Genomic DNA, 22,554 nt, shown 5'->3' with positions numbered 1-22,554 from the left:
GCACTATCAACTTTAATTAATGCATTTACTCAAACTACTTGAAATTCTAAGCAATTTATAGTATAATCTGCTAAAAATAAATATGAAAGGTTTATAATGTCAAAATATGAATTTCAAACAGAAGTTAGTGATCTTTTAAATTTAATGATTCACTCACTTTACTCAAATAAGGAAATTTTCTTACGAGAGCTCGTGTCTAACTCTAGCGATGCTTTAGATAAGTTAAACTATCTAACTCTTACTGAAGATAGTTATAAAAAATTAGAGTATACACCTAGGATTGATATTAAGTTTAACAAAGATGATAAAACTTTAACTATATCAGATACCGGAATAGGTATGGATAAAGATGATTTGGTTAATAACCTTGGAACTATAGCAAAAAGCGGAACTAAAAATTTCTTATCACAGCTAAGTGGAGATGTTAAAAAAGATTCAAATTTGATAGGTCAATTTGGTGTGGGCTTTTACTCCGCTTTTATGGTTGCTGATAAAGTTGAGGTCTTAACAAAAAAAGCTTTAAGTGAAAATGCCTATTTATGGAGTAGTGACGCTAAAAGCTATACTATAGTGGATAGCAAAAAAGACTCACATGGAACAAGCATAACTTTATATCTTAAAGATGATGAGTTTTTAAATGAATATAGATTAGAAAATATCATTAAAAAATATTCAAACCATATCCCCTACCCTATCTTTATGGATAAAAGCGAATACATACCAGCCCAAAAAGAAGGCGAAGAAGGAAAAACTGAGGTTAAAAACACTCAGGTAAATAGAGCAAGTGCTTTATGGAGAATGCAAAAAAATGCTTTAAAAGATGAGGATTATAATGATTTTTATAAACAAATAAGCTATGATGACAACGATCCTTTATTGTACATACATACAAAAGCAGAAGGAAAGATAGAATACACAAGTCTATTCTACATACCAAGTAAAGAGCCTTTTGATCTATATAGGGTTGATTATCAAAGTGGAGTTAAGCTATATGTTAAAAGAGTATTTATAACAGATGACGAAAAAGAGCTACTTCCAACATATCTAAGATTTGTAAAAGGTGTTTTAGATGTTGAGGATTTACCGCTTAATGTTAGTCGTGAAATTTTGCAAGATAACATTATAATGCGAAGTGTAAAAGAGGCAAGTGTTAAAAAGATACTATCAGAACTTGAAAAACTTAAAAACAATGATAGAGAAAAATACATAAAATTTTACATATTATTTGGCAATGTTTTAAAAGAAGGATTATATGGTTTTGGTGAAAATAAAGAAGACATTCTAAACTTAGTTATGTTTAAATCAAGCAAAAGAGATGGGCTAATAACACTAAAAGAGTATAAAGAGGCTATGAAAGATGATCAAAAAGAAATTTACTATATAACCGGTAAAAACTATAATTCTTTAAAAGATTCCCCTATTTTAGAAAATTTTAAAAAGAAAGATATAGAGGTTTTGATTTGTGATTCAGAAATTGATAGTATAGTTATGCCTATGGTTTATGAGTTTGATAAAACACCTATAAAACCAGCCTCTCAAGCTAAATTTGATGATAAAGAAAAAATTGATGAGTCAAAATACACTGAACTTGTAGCTAAGATAAAAGAGGCTATAAAAGATGAAGTTAAAGATGTAAAAGTTACAAATAGGCTAAATGATTCCCCTGCTTGTATAGTTTATGATGAAAATGACCCAGATTTTTCAACACAACAAATTTTAAAACAGATGGGACAAACTGATTTACCAGAAATCAAGCCTATTTTAGAAATAAACCCAGATCATGAAATCATTAAAAAACTTGAAAATGATAAGTTGATGCTAAATGATGTATCAAAAATACTACTTGATATAGCAAAAGTTCAAGCAGGTATGAATATAGAAAATCCAAATGAATTTGCAAAAATACTAAATAGTATTATAGCAAAAGCGTTATAAGTAAAACTGCAAGGAAGTGTCTAGCTTCCTTGCTTTATAGTATAATATAAAATTACTCTTCTACAACAAATGTAAAAGGAACACCTTTTACAACGCCTTTTGAAAAGATTTTTTTAGCATCTTGAAGAACAAGGTTTCTCTCCTCTTCCGTTGTCGCATCTTTTTCCACAACCGCATTTTCATCATAGTATTTTTCTAGTAGCTTAATCAACGACTCCTGGTCATTAGATTTTAGTTTTCTACCCTCTTTTAGCATTAAAGCTGACTTTGCTCTAGCACTTTCACCATGAACAGGCGCAAAAAGAATTTTAAGATGCGCATTTCTTACCCATTTTGAAAGTCTATCAATCTCATTTCTACAATGTGGGCATTCTGGATCTGTTATCATATACATTGTAAATTTATTATTTTTATCAAAAGATTGTATGGTTAAAAAACGCTCTTCTGGAATTTTTTTTATAATCTCATAAGCAACTTTTTCTTGATATTTTCTTTTTTCCTGCTCTAAATTGCTTATCTTTTTGAGAACTAAATCCTCATCGCCTTTATCGCCAAAAACTATATTATTTGGTAATGGAAATATAGTTTTCCCATCATCACTACTAAATATGGCTAAAGAATCATTGGCATTTTTAATATTAAAAACAACTAAATTAAGACCATTGATGGATTTTAGCTTATCGCTTGAAACTATCTCAACCTCACCAATGTTTTTATAATTATTTTCAATAGTATTTTTAAGATTTTTCTCAAAATCAATTCCTGAAGCTTGACACATAGCTGCAATTAAAAATGGTAAATAAAACTTTTTCATAAAGAACTCCTTAAAATTTTATACTATTATATCTTTTTAATGGCAATATTGCTAATTTTACATAATATTTATTTTTTATAGGATAAAATCTTATAAAGATGAATTCCACCCTTTAAGTTTATTATATTGCTATACCCTAGATTGCTTAGCATAGTTGCACAGCTAAAAGTTCTTGAGCCTGTTCTGCAAAGTAGTGCTATATATTTATCTTTTGGAGCTTGCCTGTTTAATTCTGATATAAATTTTACATTATGAGTCCCATCTTCATTCATAAACATAATTTTTAAAGAGTTATCCAGGCTCCACTCTTCCCACTCTTTTGGTGTTCTTATATCAACAATTTGTATATTTTTATTTTTAATTATTTCATTTGTTAATGGAGTACTTATAAAGCCTTTTTTACTCGGCATCAGATTTTTTTTCACTATTTTTATCTAGTTTATAACTATATTTATATATGAGAGAATTTACTCCACCATTTAAATTTATAACATATTTAAAACCATTTTTTTCTAAAATTTTTGCAGCCTTTCTTGATCTTGAACCACTTCTGCATATCAGAGCAACTGGTTTATCTGGATCAATATTTGCAGATAAAATATCATCTATAAAATGTTGATTATAGCTTTTCATATCTGATGTAGTAACAGAAATTTTATGAGCATTCTTAATAACTCCTGTCTCTTCCCACTCACTTGGAGTTCTTACGTCTATTAGTTGGTAAGTTTCATTTTCAACAGCTTGTGGTGTTGCTTCAACAAATGCTATGCTAGCATAAGCAAGTCCGCATAAAACAATTAAAGAAAGTAATATTTTTTTCATAATTATCCTTAGTAATTTAGGCTATTTTACTTAAAATTAGATAAAAGACTTATAAATTAATACAATCATTTAAGCAAAGTACATCTTCAACACGAACAAGAAATGTGCTAGAATATGGTAATAATTTGTATATTTCTTCCAAATTAAATATTTCATCTATATCTATAATCTTTTCTCCATCTTTGCTTTTGTAATATCTATAGCCCATAGAATTTTCATCATAAGTGTTAACTAAAAATATTAATTTTTTTAATTAACTTAGGTATTTTTCATCTTTAATTTTTTTAGATTAAGATTTTTTTAGCAAGATTATAATGCTCTAAAAATGAATTATATAATTTTTCCAAATTATGTGTGTTAGATAGTTTTTTAATAAGCTTGAAGAGCCTAAAATAGTTGGCAGTTTTTTTAATTATATTTTAAGCCAAGTTCCAAAAACTGCCTTACTAGAAACAAATAAGGAATGCCAATATGGTCTTGATAGCCATTTGACTTATATAAAATATTAAAAGCATTTTCAAAATGAATAGCTATAGAGATATCGCTTTGCGTAGCTCGACCAATAAAACTTTGACTTCTTGCTTGCAAAAATGTTCCTTTAAAACTAGGTTTGCAGCTATAGAAAGTGCAAACCTAAGTGTTTTTATCTGTTTGGATGAACCATTTCTTCTGGAACTACATATTTATCAAATTCTTCAGCTGTTAGAAGTCCTAATTTTACCGCCGCTTCTTTAAGGCTTGATCTATCTTTGTGAGCTGTTTTTGCAACTTTTGCAGCATTTTCATAACCTATATAAGGATTTAGTGCAGTTACAAGCATTAAGGAGTTATGTAAGTTATAATCAATCTTTTCTAAATTTGGAGTAATTCCCTCAGCACAATGAACTCTAAAACTATCCATAGCGTCAGTTAAAAGCCTTATTGATTGCAAGAAATTAAATATAATCATAGGTTTAAATACATTAAGTTCAAAGTTTCCTTGACTAGCACCAAATGCTATAGCAGTATCATTTCCAAAAACTTGTGCAACCACCATCGTTACAGCTTCTGCTTGAGTTGGATTAACTTTTCCTGGCATTATAGAGCTTCCTGGTTCGTTTTCAGGGATATTAATCTCACCTAAACCACATCTTGGGCCACTTGCTAACCATCTAATATCATTTACTATTTTAAATAAATTCGCAGCAAGTCCTTTTAAAGCGCCACTAGTAAAAACTATAGCATCATGTGATGTTAGAGAGTGAAATTTGTTTGGTGAACTTATGAACTTTTTACCTGTAAGTTTGCTTAGCTCATCGCTTACTCTTTTACCAAGCTCAGGATGTGCGTTAATCCCTGTTCCAACAGCAGTTCCACCTATAGCAAGCTCTCTTAAACTTTCCATTGAAGATTTTATATGAGATAAAGAGTGTTCAAACATAGCGCGGTAGCCGCTAAATTCTTGACCTAAAGTTAAAGGCGTTGCATCTTGCAAGTGAGTTCTTCCAATTTTAACAATTTTTTCAAAATCAGCCTCTTTTTTCTTAAATACCTCTAAAAGTTTTTCTAAACTTGGAATTAACTTATCTGCAAGCTCTTCTATGGCTACTATGTGCATAGCAGTTGGAAAAGTATCGTTTGAGCTTTGACCCATATTTACATGGTCATTTGGATGAACAAGTCTTTTTTCTCTAAAATTTCCACCCATTATTTCAGTGGCACGGTTAGCAATTACCTCATTTAGATTCATATTTGTTTGAGTTCCGCTACCTGTTTGCCAAATCGCAAGTGGAAATTCTCCACTTAGTTTTCCCTCTATAATCTCATCACAAGCACTTATAATGGCATTTGCCTTATCTTTATCTAGTTTTCCTAAATCATTATTAACTTTTGCTAAAGCTCTTTTTAGTTTGGCAAAAGCCTTGATAAGCTCAGGTGGCATTTTTTCTGTTCCAATTTTAAAGTTGTTAAAACTTCTTTGAGTTTGAGCTGCCCAATATCTCTCTTCTGGAACTTGAACTTCGCCCATTGTGTCTTTTTCTATACGGTATTTCATACAATCTCCTTTGAATTATAGTTACAATAATAGCATATTAAATTATAAAGAGATATTAAAAATTTAAAAAATAATTATATTTTAAAAGTATATTTAAAATTTAAATAAAAATAAATATAAGATTATTATAAAATATAAACTAAGCATAAAGTAAATGGTATAAAATTATTTTTTATGAATATAACTTATTAGACATTTTCTTATCGTGAGTTGTTTTTATTCTTTATTGAGTAATTAGTATATTTTTTAAATTAAATTTGATAATTTTTTAAATATTATCAAAATCTTAAATATTATAATTAGCACATATTTATGCATTTTTGGCATAAATCTTAAAAAAATCATCAAATTCTCCTAATTTAGGCGTTAAAAAAATATTTTTTTCTTTTTAAGTCTTTTTTTTTTTTTTTGATTATGGCATAATTTCAATATATTTAATCACATACGAAAGGAAAAATATGAAAAAGAACTTTGTCGCTATAATTTTAGCTTTATTTAGTATTTCATGCTATGCAAATACAATAGAACAGATAATTTCTCAAAACGAAATTAGAATTGGAGTAAGAAACAACTACCCTCCATTTAGTAAATTTGATGGACATGAATTTACAGGTTTTGAAGTTGAATTTGCAAAAGAGATAGCAAAAAAAATCGCTCCAAATGCAAAAATTACCTTAGTTGGATTAAACGCAAAAGATAGAATTCCATTTTTAAATGAAAATAAAATTGATATGGCAGTTGCACAATTTTCCGTAAGTCCAGATAGAGAGAAATATGTTGATTTTACAATGCCATATTTTGCTCTTTATAAAGCACTTGTTACTGAAAAAAGTAGAAATATTAAGGCAATATCTCAATTAACAGGTGGGAAAATTTTAGCAATTAAAGGCACAGGCTCTAGAAAATATATAGAAAAAAATTTCAATGGTAGTATAGTGGATTGTGAAAATTTACTAGATTGCTTTGAAAAATTAAAAAACAATGAAGCTGATGGATATTTTCATAGTATTTTTGCATTAGCTAGTATACCTATAATAGACAATAAATATGAGATTTCTGTTAAAAATGCAGGACAAACTAGCTTTGTTAGTGTAGGTGTAGACAAAGGTAATGAAAGTCTTAAAGCAGCTATTAACAGAGCGATACTTGAGCTTAGCAAAGAAGGGTTTTTTAAAACAGCTTATGACCAAACTCTTGGAGTATATTATAAAGGAACTTTAGATAAAAAACTATTTTTATTAGACGACATCTATAACTTTTTTTCTGATAATTAGACTTTAAAGTTGCTTATATTTTATAGGCAACTTTATTTTACTTTTTTAATTTTAATTTAATAAATATTTTAAGAATTTATTTTTATTTTAAATAAAACTTAAAGAATTTGTAAGTAAATTTGAATATTAAAAGAGCTTACACTAAATTTGATGACAAAACTTAAAATTTATAAATAACTAAACAAATATTTAAACAAAAATAATTAAAACAACCTGCAAACAAGTTATTAAAAATGTATTACTAGTTTTAGAGTGTGAAATTTTATCTCTAATATGCAATTTGTTATCATAATAAAAACACTAAAATAGCCTTTATTAACTACTTCATTGCTAAATTATTTATCAATAATAATAGTGTATAAATTTAAAATTTAAGATATTTTAAAAATATTTATATATTGAACAATAAACTTATTTTTAATAAAATAACAAAACTATTTACTAAATTATTTATTAAAGGATATTTTTGATTTTTAATAAATTTAAATTATTTCTTAAAAAATACGGATACATTATATTAATTATAATTTTAATATCTACATTTGTTATTTATTGGTATGGTGGGAAATATAGCAGAAACTATGTTTATACTTTAAACAAAGAGTGCGAGAGTTTAAATTTAGAAAGTTGTTTTAAGATAGATGATATAGACTACTATATCATAGCCAACTATGATAAAACTCCTTTTATAAATGCAAATGATGTGATAATAAACGCACAAAAAAAGCTAGTAAGCAATTACAAAAAAACTTGTGATGACAACAATAGATTTAACTGCTTTAAATTAGCTCTTTCTTATGAGTATGGAAAAATCGTAGAACAAAGTTATGATAATGCAAAGAGTTATTACAAAAAAGCTTGTGATTTAGGAGAACAAAATGGTTGTAATTATCTTTCATATTTAAAAAATGGACTTGCTAGAGCTAAATTAAATGGAAAATGGGGATTTATAGATGAAACTGGTAATTTTGCAATAGAGTCAAAATTTGATGGTGTTGGAAAATTTAGTAAAAATGGACTTGCTAGAGCTAAATTAAATGGAAAATACGGTTTTATAGATAGAAATGGTAAATTTGTAATTGAGCCAAAATTTAATAAGGCTTGGGAATTCTCTAGATATGAATTTACTTTAGTTGAATTTAACGGAAAATACGGTTTTATATATAGAAATGGTAAATTTGTAATAGAGCCAAAATTTGATTATGCTTTTGAATTTAGCAAAAATGGACTTGCTAGAGCTAAATTAAATGGAAAATACGGTTTTATAGATAGAAATGGTAAATTTGTAATTGAGCCAAAATTTGATTGGGTTGAAGATTTTTATAAAAATGGACTTGCTGGAGCTAAAATAAATGGAAAATGGGGATTTATAGATGAAACTGGTAGGTTTGTAATAGAGCCAAAATTTGATGATGCAGAAAGTTTTAACGAAAATGGACTTGCTAGAGCTAAATTGAATGAAAAATGGGGATTTATAGATGAAACTGGTAAGTTTGTAATAGAACCAAATTTTGATATCATTGAAAATTTTAGTGAAAATGGACTTGCAATAGCTGGATTTAGTACAGGGGATTTTGTAAAATATAGTTGGGCTATATATCCAAAATATAAATATGGTTTTATAAATACAAAAGGAGGTTTTATTATAGAGCCAAAATTTGATGATATTTGGAGTTTTAGTAAAAATGGACTTGCAATAGCTAGTTTAAATGGAAAATGGGGATTTATAGATAAGAGTGGTAAATTTGTAATAGAGCCAAATTTTGATGATATTTGGAGTTTTAGTAAAAATGGACTTGCAATAGCTAGTTTAAATGGAAAATGGGGATTTATAGATAAGAGTGGTAAGTTTGTAATAGAGCCAAAATTTGATGATATTTGGAGTTTTAGCAAAAATGGACTTACGCCAGCTAAAATAAATGGAAAATGGGGATTTATAGATGAAACTGGTAAATTTGTAATAGAGCCAAAATTTGATTTGGTTGATAATTTTACTAAGATGATTAAAAGTGATGATTTGCAAGAGTAGTTTTATTTAATTTTCATATTAAAATATAATCATAGTAATACTAAGTTAAACGAAGGATTTTATAGTTTAATATTTATACAAGAGATTCTTCACTTTGCTCTGAATGAAATATAAAAATATTTTTATTATAAAATGGAGAAATTCTTTAGTTAAATATTCAAATGACGAAGTAACAAGATAATAGAGATTCTTTAACTAAATATTTAAAATAAAAGCAATAAGCAAAAGAGATTCTTCGCTCTAAATGACGAATTAGCATAACTATCTAAAAAATAAAAGAGATTTTTCAGCTAAACTTCAGAATGACAAAGTCATAAAAATAATAAAATAATTATTCAAAGCTTTTAAATAGTAAAGCATAAACCTTTAAAATATTTATAAGTTAAATTTACTTTACCATTCCAGCTTCTATTAAAAACTCACTTGGTTCATATGAAATTTTACGAATTTTATCATACTTTGCATAGCTTAAAATAAGCTCATTTTTAGCCCTAGTTACTGCTACATAAAAAAGCCTTCGCTCTTCTTCTAAGCTTCCGCCCATACTCATAAGTTTGTAGTTTGGAAATCTCTTTTGTGCTAAATCAACTATAAAAACAAGTCCAAACTCCAGCCCCTTACTCGCATGAATGCTAAGCAAATTTACACCTTCCCCTTCGCTTAACTCACCGCTTCCCAAAGTTAAAAAGTTATAAAAGCTGTAAATATCTCTATATTTTTTAGACATATCTATCAAAATTTCACATTTTTGATAGATTTTAATGATAAAATCTTTTTTAAGTTCCTCATCAACTTTTCCATTTTTCATAGTTGCTTTTTTGGTGGCTATCGAGCTAGTTATGAGTGCAAAAACTTTTGAGTTAATGCACTCTTTTATAATTGCATTTGATGTTTTTAAACTTAAAAGCTTTTTGAAAAGATTGTAAATTTCATAAAGTAAAATAGCACTCTCTTCGCTTAGTTTTTGATACTTTAAAGCAGGATGATTTAAAAAATCATCTTTAAAACCAAGACTATCAAATCTTGAAGAGCTATCTATATTATCAATCTCATCAAAAAGACCTAGTTGGTAATTTTTTGTTTTTGGTGCAAAGACTTTAACATCTTTATCTGGATGAAGTAGTCCTTTTAAAAGATCTCCATGTCCAAGAGATATTAAAGCATCATAAATTTCTTTAGATGTTGCAGCTCCAATGCCTCTTGCATACTCAAAAATTTGCATAAAAGCCATCATATCTTTTGGATTTACAAATATCCCCATTAAATTTACTAAAGCCTTTATCTCCCTACTTTCAAAAAAGCTAACCCCACCCTTTCTTTTTGCGCCTATTCCAAACTCTCTAAGGCTTGCTTCTAGACCATCTGCACTTGAGTTATTTCTAAAAATTATAGCTATATCTTCGTGGTTGTATTTGCTTTCTTTAATTATCTTTGCGATATTTGCGTATTGGGCAAAAAGCTCTTCAAAAACCAATAATTTTGGTGGTTTTGGTTTTTCATCCCTGCCTACAATTAGCTGTTTATCATATAGTCTTGGGTTATTTTGAATCACTTTATTTGCAAGAGCTAAAATGGACTTAGTTGAGCGGTAGTTTATGTTTAGAGCATAAATATTTGCATCTTTGTATCTGTCTTTAAAGCTACCTATTATCTCTATATTTGCACCATTAAAGGCGTAAATACTTTGGTCAAAATCTCCAACACAAAAAAGGCTTTTTGTGTTAAAAGCATCTATTAAGCTACCTTGAAGTGAGTTTGTATCTTGATACTCATCTACTAAAATTTCATCAAAGTAAATTGGAGCACCTTTTTTCAACTCTTTTTTCATTTTTATAAGTAAATCATTAAAATCAACATATCCAAATTTATCTTTTTCATCTTCAAATTCTTGTAAAATATCTTCGTAAATTTCTACATATACGCTTTGTTCATCGTAGTTTTGACAAAACCAGTTATTAAAATTTCCATCAACTGATTTATTTTGAAATAACGAATACACATCATACAAATAAGCTCCACCATATGGCTTAACATCGCTTATATGGTGAAATTTACGCCTTTCAACTAGTGACTTTAAAAGCACTTTTAACTCACTTGGCTGTTTTAATACAATATTTTTATTAAGCTCTCTTAAAAGCTTATATGAAACTGAGTGAAAAGTTCCTGCTGTAATTTTTGAGGTGATAGTAGTACTAAAATGCTTTTGCAGTCTTTCTATCATCTCGCTTGAAGCTTTGTTTGTAAAGGTTAAAAGCAAAATTTTGCTAGGATTTACTCCTAAATTTAAAAGATGAGCTATCCTTGCAACAATTGTTGATGTTTTACCTGTTCCTGCACTTGCTATAATTAAGTTATTACCAGCAGCTGCAGTTGCTGCTTTGTATTGTTCTTGATTAAGTTTTGTTAGTGGCATATCTTCTCCAAAAGTATGATTTTACCAAAATGATATAAAACTAAACTTTTCTTGGTATAATTTTTCTATGAAATTTCAGATTAAATTTGGCATATATTTTTTAACTTTTTTCTTATTAATGTTATTTGGTTTTTTATTTCTTGATGATAAATACCCTTTAAATTTACATACGCTAGATAAGCCAAAATCAATAATCTTAAAAGATACAAACAATGAAACTTTATATATGCAAATTTCAAATGATGAAATTTGGAGATTTGAAGTTACAAAAGATGAAATTCCTTTAAATTTAAAAAATAGCACGATATTTTTTGAAGATAGGTATTTTAGATATCATTTTGGGATAAATCCACTCTCTATATTTAGAGCAATTTTTTACAATATCACAAACAAAAACCGCATAGGTGCTTCAACTATTACAATGCAAGTTGCAAGAATGATGAATCCAAAAGATAGAAATTATAAAAATAAAATAGTAGAGATATTTAACGCCTTCCAACTAGAATGGCACTTTAGTAAAGATGAAATTTTAACAATGTATTTTAACCTAGCTCCATATGGTGGTAATATTGAAGGTGTTAAGGCGGCTTCTTATTTTTACTTCAACAAAAACTTAAACGAACTTACAATATCCCAAATGGCGCTTCTTAGCATAGTTCCAAAAAATCCAAATAAAAATAGATTAGATCGTATATCAGATTCAAATTCCTTAAAAAACTTACTTTTAAAAAGGCTTTATAAAAACAAAGTAATAACCAAAAGAGAATTTGAGCGAGCAAAATCTGAAAAGTTTAAGAACAAAAGATATAACGCTATTCAAAATGCTAAAGCATATAGCTTAATGGCTTTAAAAAATGGCAAATACCTTACAAATCTAAATTTAAACTTTCAAAATAAATTATCAAATTTTTTAAAAAAAGAGATGGATAGTTTAAAAAGTAAAAATGTTAAAAATGCAAGTGCTCTTATAATAGATAATGAAAAAATGCAAGTTATCTCTTACATAAATAGCCACGATGAGTTTGCCAAAAATGGACAAAATGATGGTGTAAAATCTCGTAAAAATGTAGGCTCAACCCTAAAGCCTTTCATATACTCTTTAGCGCTTGATAATGGACTTATTGTGCCAAAGCAGGAGCTGATTGATACTGAAATTTATCTAAGTAGCTACATTCCACAAAATTATAATTTGAAATTTGCAGGTGTAATAAATGCAAGTGATGCTTTAAGGTTTTCTTTAAATATTCCAGCTGTGAAGTTAAACAATATTTTAAATGATAACTCACTTTTTGAGCTTTTGGAAAAAGCTAGCTTAACTGAATATGAAAAGGAGCATTATGGCGATTCTATCGCACTTGGTGGAATATCTCTTTCTCTTTTGGATTTAGCACACCTTTATACAATATATGCAAACAAAGGGGTTCTTAAACCACTTGAGTTAGCTGGAAATTTGATAGATAAAAATGAAACTCTAATAACTACACAAAGTGCTTTTTTAGTAGCAAATATACTTCAAGATGCGCCAAGAAGCTACCTAAATAGCGTCTGGAAAAACACGCTTTACAAACCTAAAATTATGTTTAAGACAGGAACTTCAGCAGACGCAAGAGATCTATACACCATAGGAGTTAGCCCAAAATACACAATAGCTGTTTGGATGGGTAATTTTGATGGTAGTAAGACTGATGAGTTAAGTGGCGGGATGAGTTCTGCTAAGGTGGTTTTTGATATGTTTGAATATATTGAGAAAAAAATGGGAGTTAGTGAGTTTAAAATGCCAAATGGCATATTTAAAGATGAAATTTGCACCGATGTTTATGAGGTTAAAAATAGCTGTAAAACTTCTACTAAGGACTATTTGATAAAGGGTGTTAAACTTAAAAAAGATTGCAAAGATTACCGCAATGAAGAGCTTTATTTTTTAGTTACTAGTGAGTATTTAAGCAAAAATGATATAGAAAATAGCAGGTGTTTTTACAGATTTAAAGAGATTAAACCTTTAATATCAAATATTGATAAAAAGATAATTAGTCTTAATAATGAAAATGTAAGAGTTGGTATAAAATGCACCGCTATTTTAGGAGATGAAATTTACCTTAAATTTGATGATGAAGAGTTTAAAAAATATAGCAACTCTCAAACTGTATTTAAAACATTTAATTTAGGCTTGCATAATATTTCTTGCCTAGATGAAAACTCAAATTTAACTGAATTTGAGTTTGATGTAACTAGTTTTAAAAATAGGTGATAATAGGCTATATTAATAAAAAAAGAATAAAATATATAAAGTATATTTCAAAGGATATTTTATGGTTAGAAATTTGCTTATAGTTATATTTTTAACTATCTATGCATCTGCATTTAACATCACAGGCGTATCAAAAGATCAAAACGGTATCTATGTATTTGGCATTGAAAATTTAGACAACCAAAATGATATAGGACTTATAACTCATGATAAAATCATAGCTTGCGATCCTGATGTAAGCGGTGCTTTTGAGTATTTAAGTGCTGATAAAATTGCTTTTTATCCAAACAGACCTTTAGCCAAAGGGATTAACTATATTTGTGGAAATGCAAATGGAAGGATATCATTTAATACAGAGCCTTTTAAAGTTGAAAACATAAGGGCTTTAGATGATAGAAATTTCATTTTAAGCTTAAATGACAAAACTGATTTAAATGAATTAAGACTAAAACTTAAAGTATATACAAAAGAGAATTCATCAAAAAATGATATTCCTTTTAAAGTTGATACATCTGATAATTTAAATTTCTTAATAAAGCTAGATAGTGTTTATGATAATTTGTTTCTATATTTGCCAAAGAGTGTAAAATCAAAAGCCAATGTTACGCTTCAAAGCTATTTTGAAGAGGATATTTCAAAAAATAAAGCTTTTTATAAAGATAGTCCAAATGCTGTAAATTTTAAAGATGTTAAAGTGGTTCCATTTGCATTTGATGATGGTGTGTTAGGCTTTAAGATTAAGACTAGAGAGTACGTTATAGCTGATAAAAGATTTGTTAAAATTTCAGGGATAAAGGATTTCTCACTATCGCCTATTAACTATTTTTATGACAAGCAAGATCCTGATTATTACTATGAGTTTAATATTAAAAGCTTAGAGTTTAAGCCAAATACTGAGTATAAAATAGATATTTTACCGGGTTTTGGTGATGAGTATCTTTTAAATAGAGAATTAAAAAGTTTTTCTTTAAAAACTACAGATATAAAACCATTTGCTAAATTTAGTGATGATAAACCATATATTCCAAAAACTACCGATATAGCCTTTAAAAGTGCAAACTTAAACTCTGTTAAGGTTGTAGTAGATAGAGTAAGTGATCAAAATCTTAGATATTTTTTAAACTATAAAGAGAAAATTGAAAAATTAACAAAAAGTGTAATTAGTAAAAATTTTGAATTAAGTAATAACTTTAATGAAATTTCAGAGCACCGCATAAACTTGGATTTTAGTGGTTTTGAAGATGGTATTTATAATATCTCGCTTTATTATAAAGATGAAAAAGATGATATGAAAAAGATATTAAAACAGGTCTATTTAAGTGATATCTCAGCACTTACAATAGTTGGCGATAGTGGAATTTTTGTCTTTACTTCAAGAGTTTCAACCGCAAAAGCACTTCCTAATACTAATATTGTAATTTATAATGAAAATAATGAAATTTTAGCAAGAGGTAGAAGTGATGAAAAAGGGGTGCATAAATTTGAAAATAGTAAAATTTTAGATAAAAACCCAAGATCAATTTTTATAAAAAATGGCAATGAAGAGAACTTTTTAATTTTAGATAACCCTATAAATGATAATGCTTTAATTATGGATAGCGTTAATTATAAGGCCCTAACCTATTTTGCTACAGATATAATAAGACCAAATGAAAATATTGAAGGTATTATTGTTTTAAAAGATTATGATTTTAATCCAGTAAAAAACCTACCTGTTAAGATTAAAATCATAGATCCACAAGGTAAAACTATTAAAAATTTATCTAAAAATACAGATGATTTTGGAGTTATTAGCATTGATGAGATGATGGGGGATCTAACAGGTAGATATACTTTAAATGTTGAGTTTGCAAACAAACTTGTAGATAGTAAGAAATTTAGTGTTGAAAGCTTCATACCACAAAGAGTTAAAAGTGAAATCCTTACTAAAAAAGAGGAGTTTATAGGTGATGAAAACATTGATATAGCTTTAGTTTCTAACTATCTTTTTGGTGCGCCTGCTTCAAATTTAAGTGGCTCTTTAACTGCAAATTTTAGTGCAAAAGAGTTAAAATTAGATGATTATAGAGATTTTTCTTTTATAAACTCTATTTTAGATAGCAAAAGCGTACTAGATAACAGGTATTTTAATCTTAAATTAAATAAAGATGGTAAGAAAGATTTTATTGTCAAATACAGTAAAAACATACCTGTTTCAAATGCTATAAACCTTAATCTAAATTTTTCAGTTCTAGATAGCTCAAAGACTATTAGCGAATATAAAAACCTAACAATATATCCATATAAAACACTCACAGGCATAAAAGGAGATAGGGATTTTATAGATAGCAAAGAGAGTGTAAAATTTGAACTTTTAAGCCTTGATTCTTTTAGTAAAAAAAGACTTAGCCCAAATTTAAATATCTCAATATATCAAATATCTTGGAACTATGTATTAAGCGATAATAACTATGAAGAGCAAAAAGAGATAAACTTAGTTGATAGCTTTGGCGTTAAAGAAGATAACTTCACATATAAATTTGAAAATGGTGGAAATTATGTAGTTGTTGCAAATGACTATTTAAATGGTAGCAGTGCTAGTTTTGAGGTTTATGTTAGTGGCTGGGGCGGATATGGAGCAAAATCCACAAAAGATATGAAAAAAGCTAAAATTACTTTTAATAAAGATGTTTTTAGCCCAGATGATGAGATAAAAGTTAATATAATTTCATCTATAAAAGATGGAACTGCCATAATATCACTTGTAGATGAAAAGGTTTTAGACTATCAGATAGTTGAGTTTAAAGACAATAAAGCCTTAGCTAGTTTTAAGCTTCCAAAAGATTTTAAAAAAGGTCATATTAACGCTACTATAATTAGAGATACAAAGCCTTTAGCAACTCCTTTAAGAACATATGCTAACAAATCTATAAAGGTTAATAAAAGCGCTCATAAAGCGGAGTTAAAACTTAAAGTTCCATCAAGATCTAAGAACAATGAGCCAATAAACATTAAAGTTAAAACAGATCCAAACTCCAAAATAGCTATTTTTATAGTTGATGAGGGTGTGTTGCAAATAGTAAATCAAAAAGAGCTAGATGCATTTAAATACTTTGATATAACAATGCCTATAAATGTTTATAATTACGATATATATGATCTTTTAAGTACATATATAAGTAATGCAAAGGCACTAAGCTTTGGTGGTGATGCTATGCTTGAGATGGCTAGGAAAAGAGATTTAAACCCTGTAAAAGCAAAAGATTTAAAAACTTTTAAAATTGTTAAATACCTAATGACAGATGAAAAAGGTGAAGCAAGTTTTAGCTTTAAAAGTCCTGTAAATTTTAACTCAAAAGTTAGAGTTACTGCTATTTCTTTAAACGAAGAGAAGATTAACTCTAAAAATAGATATACTGAGGTAAAAGATGATGTGGTAATCAAGCCAAGTGTCATGACTTACTTAACAAAAGGTGATGAGTTAGATTTGCCTATTACTATAATCAATACAACAAATGAGAAAAAAGATTTAAAATTTGATATAAACTCAAGCCCAAATTTAAATATCACATTTAAAGAGCAAAATATAACTTTAAAACCTCTTGAAAGCGTTCAGATTAAAGGTAAAATTTCAGCTTTAAATCTTGGAAATGCGAAATTTACTATAAACTTAACAGAAGATGAAAGCAGCAAATTTAACCATATTACAAATTTAAATGTAATTAGCCCATATCCAAACAGCAGATACCTTAAAAATGGATTTATTGAAACCTATCAAGACTTTAATATATCTGATGATAGTTATAAAACTTTATATATAAACACATCTAGCTCTCCAAAAGGTGTTTTTTCAAATTTAGCCAAAGAGATTATCAAATACCCTTATGGTTGCACAGAGCAAATAAGCACAAAAATATTAGCAATGGCAAATTTAGATATAGATGACAAGAGCAAACAAAGAGAGATTGAAGATAATATTAAAAGTGGCATAACTACTTTAATATCAAGATTAAAGGACAATGGTAGCTTTGGATACTGGAGCAAATTTAGTGACACAAATATACTAGCTTCTATATATACAAGCGATGTTTTGCTTAAAGTTGATAAAGATAGAAATTTATTAGGAAAATCTCAAAAAGAGCTTATATTTTCATATCTTAAAATGCCTCATCAAGACCCATTTCACACTATCTATTCTGCATATATCCTAAATGAATATAAAAAGCTTTCCATAAGTCAGATAAACTATCTTTTTGATAATCAAATTTATAAACACAACCTAGTGACTCTTTATATGATGGCAGCAATTTTAAAAGATAATGGCCTTGATATAGAGCTTAGCAGTGTTATAAGCGAGATTGATAACTACAATTTTAACGATATAAAATTTGATAATTATAATGTAAATTTTGACTCAAATATTAGAAATATAGCTTTTGCTCTTTATATACATTCAAAGCACTTTAAGCCAAATGAGATTTCAGAGAATATGGCTAAGTTTTTATCTAGTGAGTTAAATAATCTAAATAGCACACAGAAAAAAGCCTTTGTCTTAAGAGCGTTTAATAACTACTTTAACAAAAGCACAGAGTCCATAAAATATACAATTAGCCTTAATGGTGAATCAAAAAATTATGATAGTTTTGCAGATGTGGTTTTAAATATGAATGATAGCAATAGTTTTAAAATTTCCACAGATACTCCACTATATTATAGCCTGCTTAGTTTTGGAAATGAAAAACTGCCTATTAAACATACTCTTCCTGTTGTAAATGATGATTTTTATAAACAAAATGAGCAAATTCATATCTATAGAGATTTTGTAGATATAGATGGAAATAGATTAAGTCTTAATGAGCTAAAATTAAACCAAACTATATTTTCAAAGGCTACACTACTTTCTAATAGAATCTATGTTCCAAATGTACTAGTTGATGAGCAAATAAGTTCTTGTTTTGAGGTTGTAAATGAGAGAATCTTTGGAATACAAAGAAAAAAATCAACCAAAGATAGCATATCTTTTGAGTATAAAGATATCAAAGATTATAAAGTTATCAATTTCTTAGAACCGATTAAATATAAACAGGTATTTTATACACCTTTAAAGGTTATAATGAGCGGTAAATGCAAACTTCCTGCTATAAAAGTAGAACTTATGCAAAATGAAGATCTTTGGGATTATGATTTAGAGTTAGAAGAATTTGAAGTTAAAGATTAAATAAGACTAGCGAATTTGCTAGTCTTGAACTATCTAGTTTTTAAATGCTTTTTTTTAAAGCAGAGCTTTTTGATTTAAAATTTTATCATTTTATCAACCTATTTTAGATAAAATATTAGCTTACAAATTTAATAAGGATAGTTAAATGGCTGAATTTTATGATCCAAAACAGATTGAAGATAAATTTTATAAAATATGTGAAGAGCGTGGATATTTTGAAATTGATGGAAATAAAGAAATTATAGAGCAAAATAAAAATGGTAAAGATAAAACATTTTGCATAATGATGCCACCTCCAAATGTTACAGGTGTTTTACATATAGGACACGCCCTAACCTTTACATTGCAAGATATTATGACAAGATATAAAAGAATGGATGGATATAAAACATTGTATCAACCAGGGCTTGATCATGCTGGTATTGCTACTCAAAATGTTGTTGAAAAACAGCTTTTAGTACAAGGTGTTAAAAAAGAAGATATTGGTAGAGATGAGTTTGTAAAAAAAGTTTGGGAATGGAAAGAACAAAGTGGCGGATCCATAGTTCATCAAATGAGAAAACTTGGAATTACTCCTGTTTGGAGTAGAGAGCGTTTCACAATGGATGAAGGGCTTAAAAAAGCCGTTAAAAAAGCCTTCGTAAATCTTTATAATAAAGGAATTATTGAGCGAAACAACTATATGATAAATTGGTGTACTCACGATGGAGCATTAAGCGATATTGAAGTTGAGCATAAAGAGCATAAAGGCAAATTATATCATTTAAAATACTACTTTAAAGATAGTGATGAGTATATAGTTTTAGCTACAACAAGACCTGAAACATACTTTGGTGATAGTGCTGTTATGGTAAATCCAAGTGATGAAAGATATACAAATTTAATAGGAAAAAAAGTAGTTTTACCTATTATAAATAGAGAAATTGAAATAATAGCTGATGAGTATGTTGATATGGAGTTTGGAACAGGAATTGTAAAAGTAACTCCTGCGCATGACTTAAATGACTATGAAGTTGGAAAAAGACATAATTTAGAGTTTATAACTATCTTTGATGAAAAAGGTATTTTAAATAATGAGTGTGGCAAATTTGCAGGGCTTGAAAGACTAGAGGCTAGAGACATAATAGTTGAAGAACTTAGCAAACTTGGCAATGTTGAAAAGATAGAAGATTACACAAATCAAGTTGGGTATTGCTATAGGTGTAAAAATGTTGTTGAGCCATACATCTCAAAACAATGGTTTGTAAAAAGCGAGATAGCTGACAACGCCATAAAAATGGTAAATGAAGGTGGCGCTACTTTCTACCCAGCTCACTGGATAAATAGTTTTAATGCTTGGATGAGAGAACTTAGAGATTGGTGTATATCTCGCCAACTTTGGTGGGGACATCAAATTCCTGTATTTTATTGCGATGATTGTGGACATATTTGGGCAGATGAAGAGGATAAACCAGAGTGTTGTCCAAAATGTCAAAGTAAAAATTTCCACCAAGACCCTGATGTTCTTGATACGTGGTTTAGTTCTGGACTTTGGCCTATTTCAACCCTTGGCTGGGGAAATGGCGAGGCTTTAAAGGGTGAAAAATGGTTTGAAAACGACCTTAAAGAGTTCTATCCAAATACAATGCTAATAACTGGCTTTGATATACTATTTTTTTGGGTTGCTAGAATGATGTTTCAAAGTAAAAATGCTGTAGAGAAATTGCCATTTAAAGATATCTATCTTCATGCTTTGGTTAAAGATAAAGATGGCAATAAAATGAGTAAAAGTAAAGGCAATGTGATCGATCCTTTAAATATGATTAATGAATACAGCGCTGATATTTTACGTTTTACTCTTGCACTTTTAGCGGTTCAAGGAAGAGATATTAGGCTTAGTGATGAAAAATTACTTCAAGTAAGAAATTTCACAAACAAACTCTATAATGCACACAAATATCTACTTTTAAAAAGAGATACTTTTGTTGATTTAAAAGATTGTGAAATGAAGACAAATTTAGGCAAATACTTAGAAAGTAGATTTCAAATTTGTGTAAATGAAGTTAGAAAAAACATTGATGAGTATAGATTTAATGATGCTGCAAACACAATATATAAGTTTTTATGGGATGAATTTTGTGATTGGGGAATTGAACTTAGCAAAGCAAATAGTGACAGCGTAGCCGAACTTGGTGCGATTTTTAAAGAGTCAATGAAACTACTTAGTCCGTTTATGCCATTTTTAAGTGAGTATTTATACCATGAACTAAGTGGAACAAGCCTAGAAAATAGTACCTCAATAATGGTATCAAAATATCCAAAAGTAAAAGAAGTAGATGAAGATACTCAAAATTTATTTAATGTAGTTATAGAAAGTATAATTGCAGTAAGACGAGCAAAAGCAGCTGTGGATTTAGGAAACTCAAAGATAGATAAGGCATTTGTAAAACTAAACGATAATTTAGATATAAATTTAGATGATTATACAAGATATATAAATCTTTTAGCGAAGTGTGATAGTATAAGTTTTGTTGATAAAAAGATTGATAATTCAGTTGTTGATGTTAGTGAGAATTTATCTGTATTTATTCCACTTGATGGGATTGATACAAGTGCTATAAAAACTAGACTAAACTCACAAAAAACTAAACTTGAAAAAGAGATAGCAAAACTTGAAAATATGCTAAATAATGAAAAATTTGTTGCAAATGCACCAAAAGAAGTTATACAAACAAATAAAGATGGATTAAATAGTGCAAAAGAAAAATTACAAAAAGTTGAAAGTGAACTTAGGAGTTTTGGTTGATAAAAGTTAAAAATTTAGTCAAATCTTATGGCAACATTGAGGTCTTAAAAGACATAAATTTTGAGGTTAAAAAAGGTGAAATTTTTGCACTTGTAGGACATAGTGGGGCTGGAAAAAGCACACTTTTAAGATGCATGAATGGGCTTGAAAATTATCAAGGTGGGAGCTTAAAGATAAATGGTGTTGAAATTAACTCTATAAAAGGTAAAGAGCTTAGAGAATTTAGAAAAAATGTTGGAATGATTTTTCAACATTTTGCCTTAATGAGTAGAAAGACCGTATTTGAAAATGTGGCAATTCCACTAATTTTTTGGAAGTATGATAAAGAGTATATTGAAAAAAGAGTTTATGAGCTTTTAGAGATAGTTGGTCTAAAAGATAAAGCCCATGTTTATCCAAACGAATTAAGTGGCGGACAAAAGCAAAGAGTTGCCATAGCTAGAGCCTTAGCTCTAAATCCTGAAATTTTACTAAGCGATGAAGCTACTTCAGCACTTGATCCAAATACCACAAAATCCATTTTAGAGCTTTTAGCGAAAATCAACAAAGAATTTGGGATAACTATAGTAATTGTTACTCATGAGATGGAAGTTGTAAAAAGCATTGCGCATAAGGCTATTTTATTAGTCAATGGAGTTATAACTAATAATGGCATGATTGATGAGCTGTTTTTACAACCTGATGAAAATATGAGAGAGTTTTTAGGAGAAGAGGAAATTCTACCACAAACAGGTACAAATATTAGACTATGTTTTCCAAAAGATGTAGCCTTTAATCCTGTTATAACAAGTATGGCAAAAGATTTAAATATAGACTTTAACATAGTTTGGGGTCGTATTGAAAAACTAGGTGAAGATGTGCTTGGTATTTTAGTTATAAATTTAGAAGATGAACATAGTAAAAAAGTTGAGCAATATCTTGAAAAAAGTGGCGTTATATGGGAGCTAGTAAAATGAGAGTAATAATTTTAATACTAACACTTGGACTGTTTTTCCTATATCC

Annotated in this window: 14 protein-coding genes and 2 pseudogenes; 9 read left to right on the top strand and 7 right to left on the bottom strand. The window is 28.4% G+C overall.

Annotated elements, in window-relative coordinates:
• Positions 1-96: 96 nt before the first annotated feature.
• On the top strand, positions 97-1,935 hold the full coding sequence (gene htpG, locus CBLAS_RS04855; protein ID WP_106872622.1) for a molecular chaperone HtpG: 1,839 nt from the start codon (positions 97-99) through the stop codon (positions 1,933-1,935).
• A 52-nt stretch (positions 1,936-1,987) separates the two neighbouring features.
• Here the strand turns inward: htpG and CBLAS_RS04850 are convergent, their stop codons facing one another.
• The 6 genes from CBLAS_RS04850 to fumC form a co-directional block, all read right to left on the bottom strand.
• Complete coding sequence (locus CBLAS_RS04850) at positions 1,988-2,749, bottom strand: hypothetical protein (protein ID WP_106872620.1); 762 nt, start codon at positions 2,747-2,749, stop codon at positions 1,988-1,990.
• A 68-nt stretch (positions 2,750-2,817) separates the two neighbouring features.
• Positions 2,818-3,159 (bottom strand): rhodanese-like domain-containing protein, encoded by a 342-nt coding sequence (locus CBLAS_RS04845; RefSeq protein ID WP_106872618.1) that lies wholly within the window; start codon positions 3,157-3,159, stop codon positions 2,818-2,820.
• Positions 3,149-3,571, bottom strand: a complete 423-nt coding sequence (locus CBLAS_RS04840) for a rhodanese-like domain-containing protein (RefSeq protein WP_106872616.1) — start codon at positions 3,569-3,571, stop codon at positions 3,149-3,151. The genes CBLAS_RS04845 and CBLAS_RS04840 overlap by 11 nt, the downstream gene beginning before the upstream one ends.
• Before the next feature lie 49 nt (positions 3,572-3,620).
• Positions 3,621-3,779: a hypothetical protein gene (locus CBLAS_RS04835; RefSeq protein WP_157940038.1), complete on the bottom strand. Its 159-nt coding sequence runs from the start codon at positions 3,777-3,779 to the stop codon at positions 3,621-3,623.
• A 200-nt stretch (positions 3,780-3,979) separates the two neighbouring features.
• The gene (locus tag CBLAS_RS04830; RefSeq protein WP_106872614.1) at positions 3,980-4,159 is read right to left on the bottom strand and encodes a hypothetical protein; all 180 of its coding nucleotides are present in this window, start codon (positions 4,157-4,159) and stop codon (positions 3,980-3,982) included.
• Between the two features lie 55 nt (positions 4,160-4,214).
• A complete protein-coding gene (fumC, locus tag CBLAS_RS04825; protein WP_106872612.1) occupies positions 4,215-5,606 on the bottom strand; it encodes a class II fumarate hydratase in 1,392 nt (463 codons plus the stop codon).
• A 458-nt stretch (positions 5,607-6,064) separates the two neighbouring features.
• Between fumC and CBLAS_RS04820 the strand changes: the two genes are divergently transcribed.
• From CBLAS_RS04820 to CBLAS_RS09785, 4 genes and pseudogenes are all read left to right on the top strand, one after another.
• A complete protein-coding gene (locus CBLAS_RS04820) occupies positions 6,065-6,880 on the top strand; it encodes a transporter substrate-binding domain-containing protein (RefSeq protein ID WP_106872610.1) in 816 nt (271 codons plus the stop codon).
• A gap of 703 nt (positions 6,881-7,583) precedes the next feature.
• Positions 7,584-8,588: pseudogene (locus CBLAS_RS09795) on the top strand (WG repeat-containing protein); the annotation flags it as partial.
• A gap of 3 nt (positions 8,589-8,591) precedes the next feature.
• Positions 8,592-8,798: pseudogene (locus CBLAS_RS09790) on the top strand (WG repeat-containing protein); the annotation flags it as partial.
• Positions 8,796-8,909 carry a WG repeat-containing protein gene (locus CBLAS_RS09785; RefSeq protein ID WP_479389493.1) on the top strand — a complete coding sequence of 38 codons (114 nt, stop codon included), beginning with the start codon at positions 8,796-8,798 and terminating at the stop codon, positions 8,907-8,909. The pseudogene CBLAS_RS09790 and the gene CBLAS_RS09785, both read left to right, overlap by 3 nt.
• A gap of 388 nt (positions 8,910-9,297) precedes the next feature.
• Here the strand turns inward: CBLAS_RS09785 and CBLAS_RS04810 are convergent, their stop codons facing one another.
• Positions 9,298-11,322, bottom strand: a complete 2,025-nt coding sequence (locus tag CBLAS_RS04810; RefSeq protein ID WP_106872608.1) for an ATP-dependent helicase — start codon at positions 11,320-11,322, stop codon at positions 9,298-9,300.
• 67 nt (positions 11,323-11,389) lie between these two features.
• Between CBLAS_RS04810 and pbpC the strand changes: the two genes are divergently transcribed.
• The 4 genes from pbpC (at position 11,390) to CBLAS_RS04790 (ending at position 22,508) form a co-directional block, all read left to right on the top strand.
• Positions 11,390-13,570: a penicillin-binding protein 1C gene (gene pbpC / locus CBLAS_RS04805; protein ID WP_106872606.1), complete on the top strand. Its 2,181-nt coding sequence runs from the start codon at positions 11,390-11,392 to the stop codon at positions 13,568-13,570.
• A gap of 61 nt (positions 13,571-13,631) precedes the next feature.
• Positions 13,632-18,767: an alpha-2-macroglobulin family protein gene (locus CBLAS_RS04800; protein ID WP_106872604.1), complete on the top strand. Its 5,136-nt coding sequence runs from the start codon at positions 13,632-13,634 to the stop codon at positions 18,765-18,767.
• A gap of 145 nt (positions 18,768-18,912) precedes the next feature.
• A complete protein-coding gene (locus CBLAS_RS04795; RefSeq protein ID WP_106872602.1) occupies positions 18,913-21,552 on the top strand; it encodes a valine--tRNA ligase in 2,640 nt (879 codons plus the stop codon).
• Complete coding sequence (locus CBLAS_RS04790; RefSeq protein ID WP_106872600.1) at positions 21,549-22,508, top strand: methionine ABC transporter ATP-binding protein; 960 nt, start codon at positions 21,549-21,551, stop codon at positions 22,506-22,508. The genes CBLAS_RS04795 and CBLAS_RS04790 overlap by 4 nt, the downstream gene beginning before the upstream one ends.
• The last annotated feature ends 46 nt before the right edge of the window (positions 22,509-22,554 follow it).

The organism is Campylobacter blaseri, assembly GCF_013201895.1.
GTDB classification, from domain to species: Bacteria; Campylobacterota; Campylobacteria; order Campylobacterales; family Campylobacteraceae; genus Campylobacter_B; species Campylobacter_B blaseri.
The sequence above is the reverse complement of the archived record's forward strand: the minus strand, read 5'-3'. Positions and strand labels throughout refer to the sequence as shown.

Excerpts from the sequence above, each read along its gene's own strand:
- htpG (WP_106872622.1), top strand. The coding sequence starts at position 97 with ATGTCAAAATATGAATTTCAAACAGAAGTTAGTGATCTTTTAAATTTA.
- CBLAS_RS04850 (WP_106872620.1), bottom strand. The coding sequence starts at position 2,749 with ATGAAAAAGTTTTATTTACCATTTTTAATTGCAGCTATGTGTCAAGCT.
- CBLAS_RS04845 (WP_106872618.1), bottom strand. The coding sequence starts at position 3,159 with ATGCCGAGTAAAAAAGGCTTTATAAGTACTCCATTAACAAATGAAATA.
- CBLAS_RS04840 (WP_106872616.1), bottom strand. The coding sequence starts at position 3,571 with ATGAAAAAAATATTACTTTCTTTAATTGTTTTATGCGGACTTGCTTAT.
- CBLAS_RS04835 (WP_157940038.1), bottom strand. The coding sequence starts at position 3,779 with ATGGGCTATAGATATTACAAAAGCAAAGATGGAGAAAAGATTATAGAT.
- fumC (WP_106872612.1), bottom strand. The coding sequence starts at position 5,606 with ATGAAATACCGTATAGAAAAAGACACAATGGGCGAAGTTCAAGTTCCA.
- CBLAS_RS04820 (WP_106872610.1), top strand. The coding sequence starts at position 6,065 with ATGAAAAAGAACTTTGTCGCTATAATTTTAGCTTTATTTAGTATTTCA.
- CBLAS_RS04810 (WP_106872608.1), bottom strand. The coding sequence starts at position 11,322 with ATGCCACTAACAAAACTTAATCAAGAACAATACAAAGCAGCAACTGCA.
- pbpC (WP_106872606.1), top strand. The coding sequence starts at position 11,390 with ATGAAATTTCAGATTAAATTTGGCATATATTTTTTAACTTTTTTCTTA.
- CBLAS_RS04800 (WP_106872604.1), top strand. The coding sequence starts at position 13,632 with ATGGTTAGAAATTTGCTTATAGTTATATTTTTAACTATCTATGCATCT.
- CBLAS_RS04795 (WP_106872602.1), top strand. The coding sequence starts at position 18,913 with ATGGCTGAATTTTATGATCCAAAACAGATTGAAGATAAATTTTATAAA.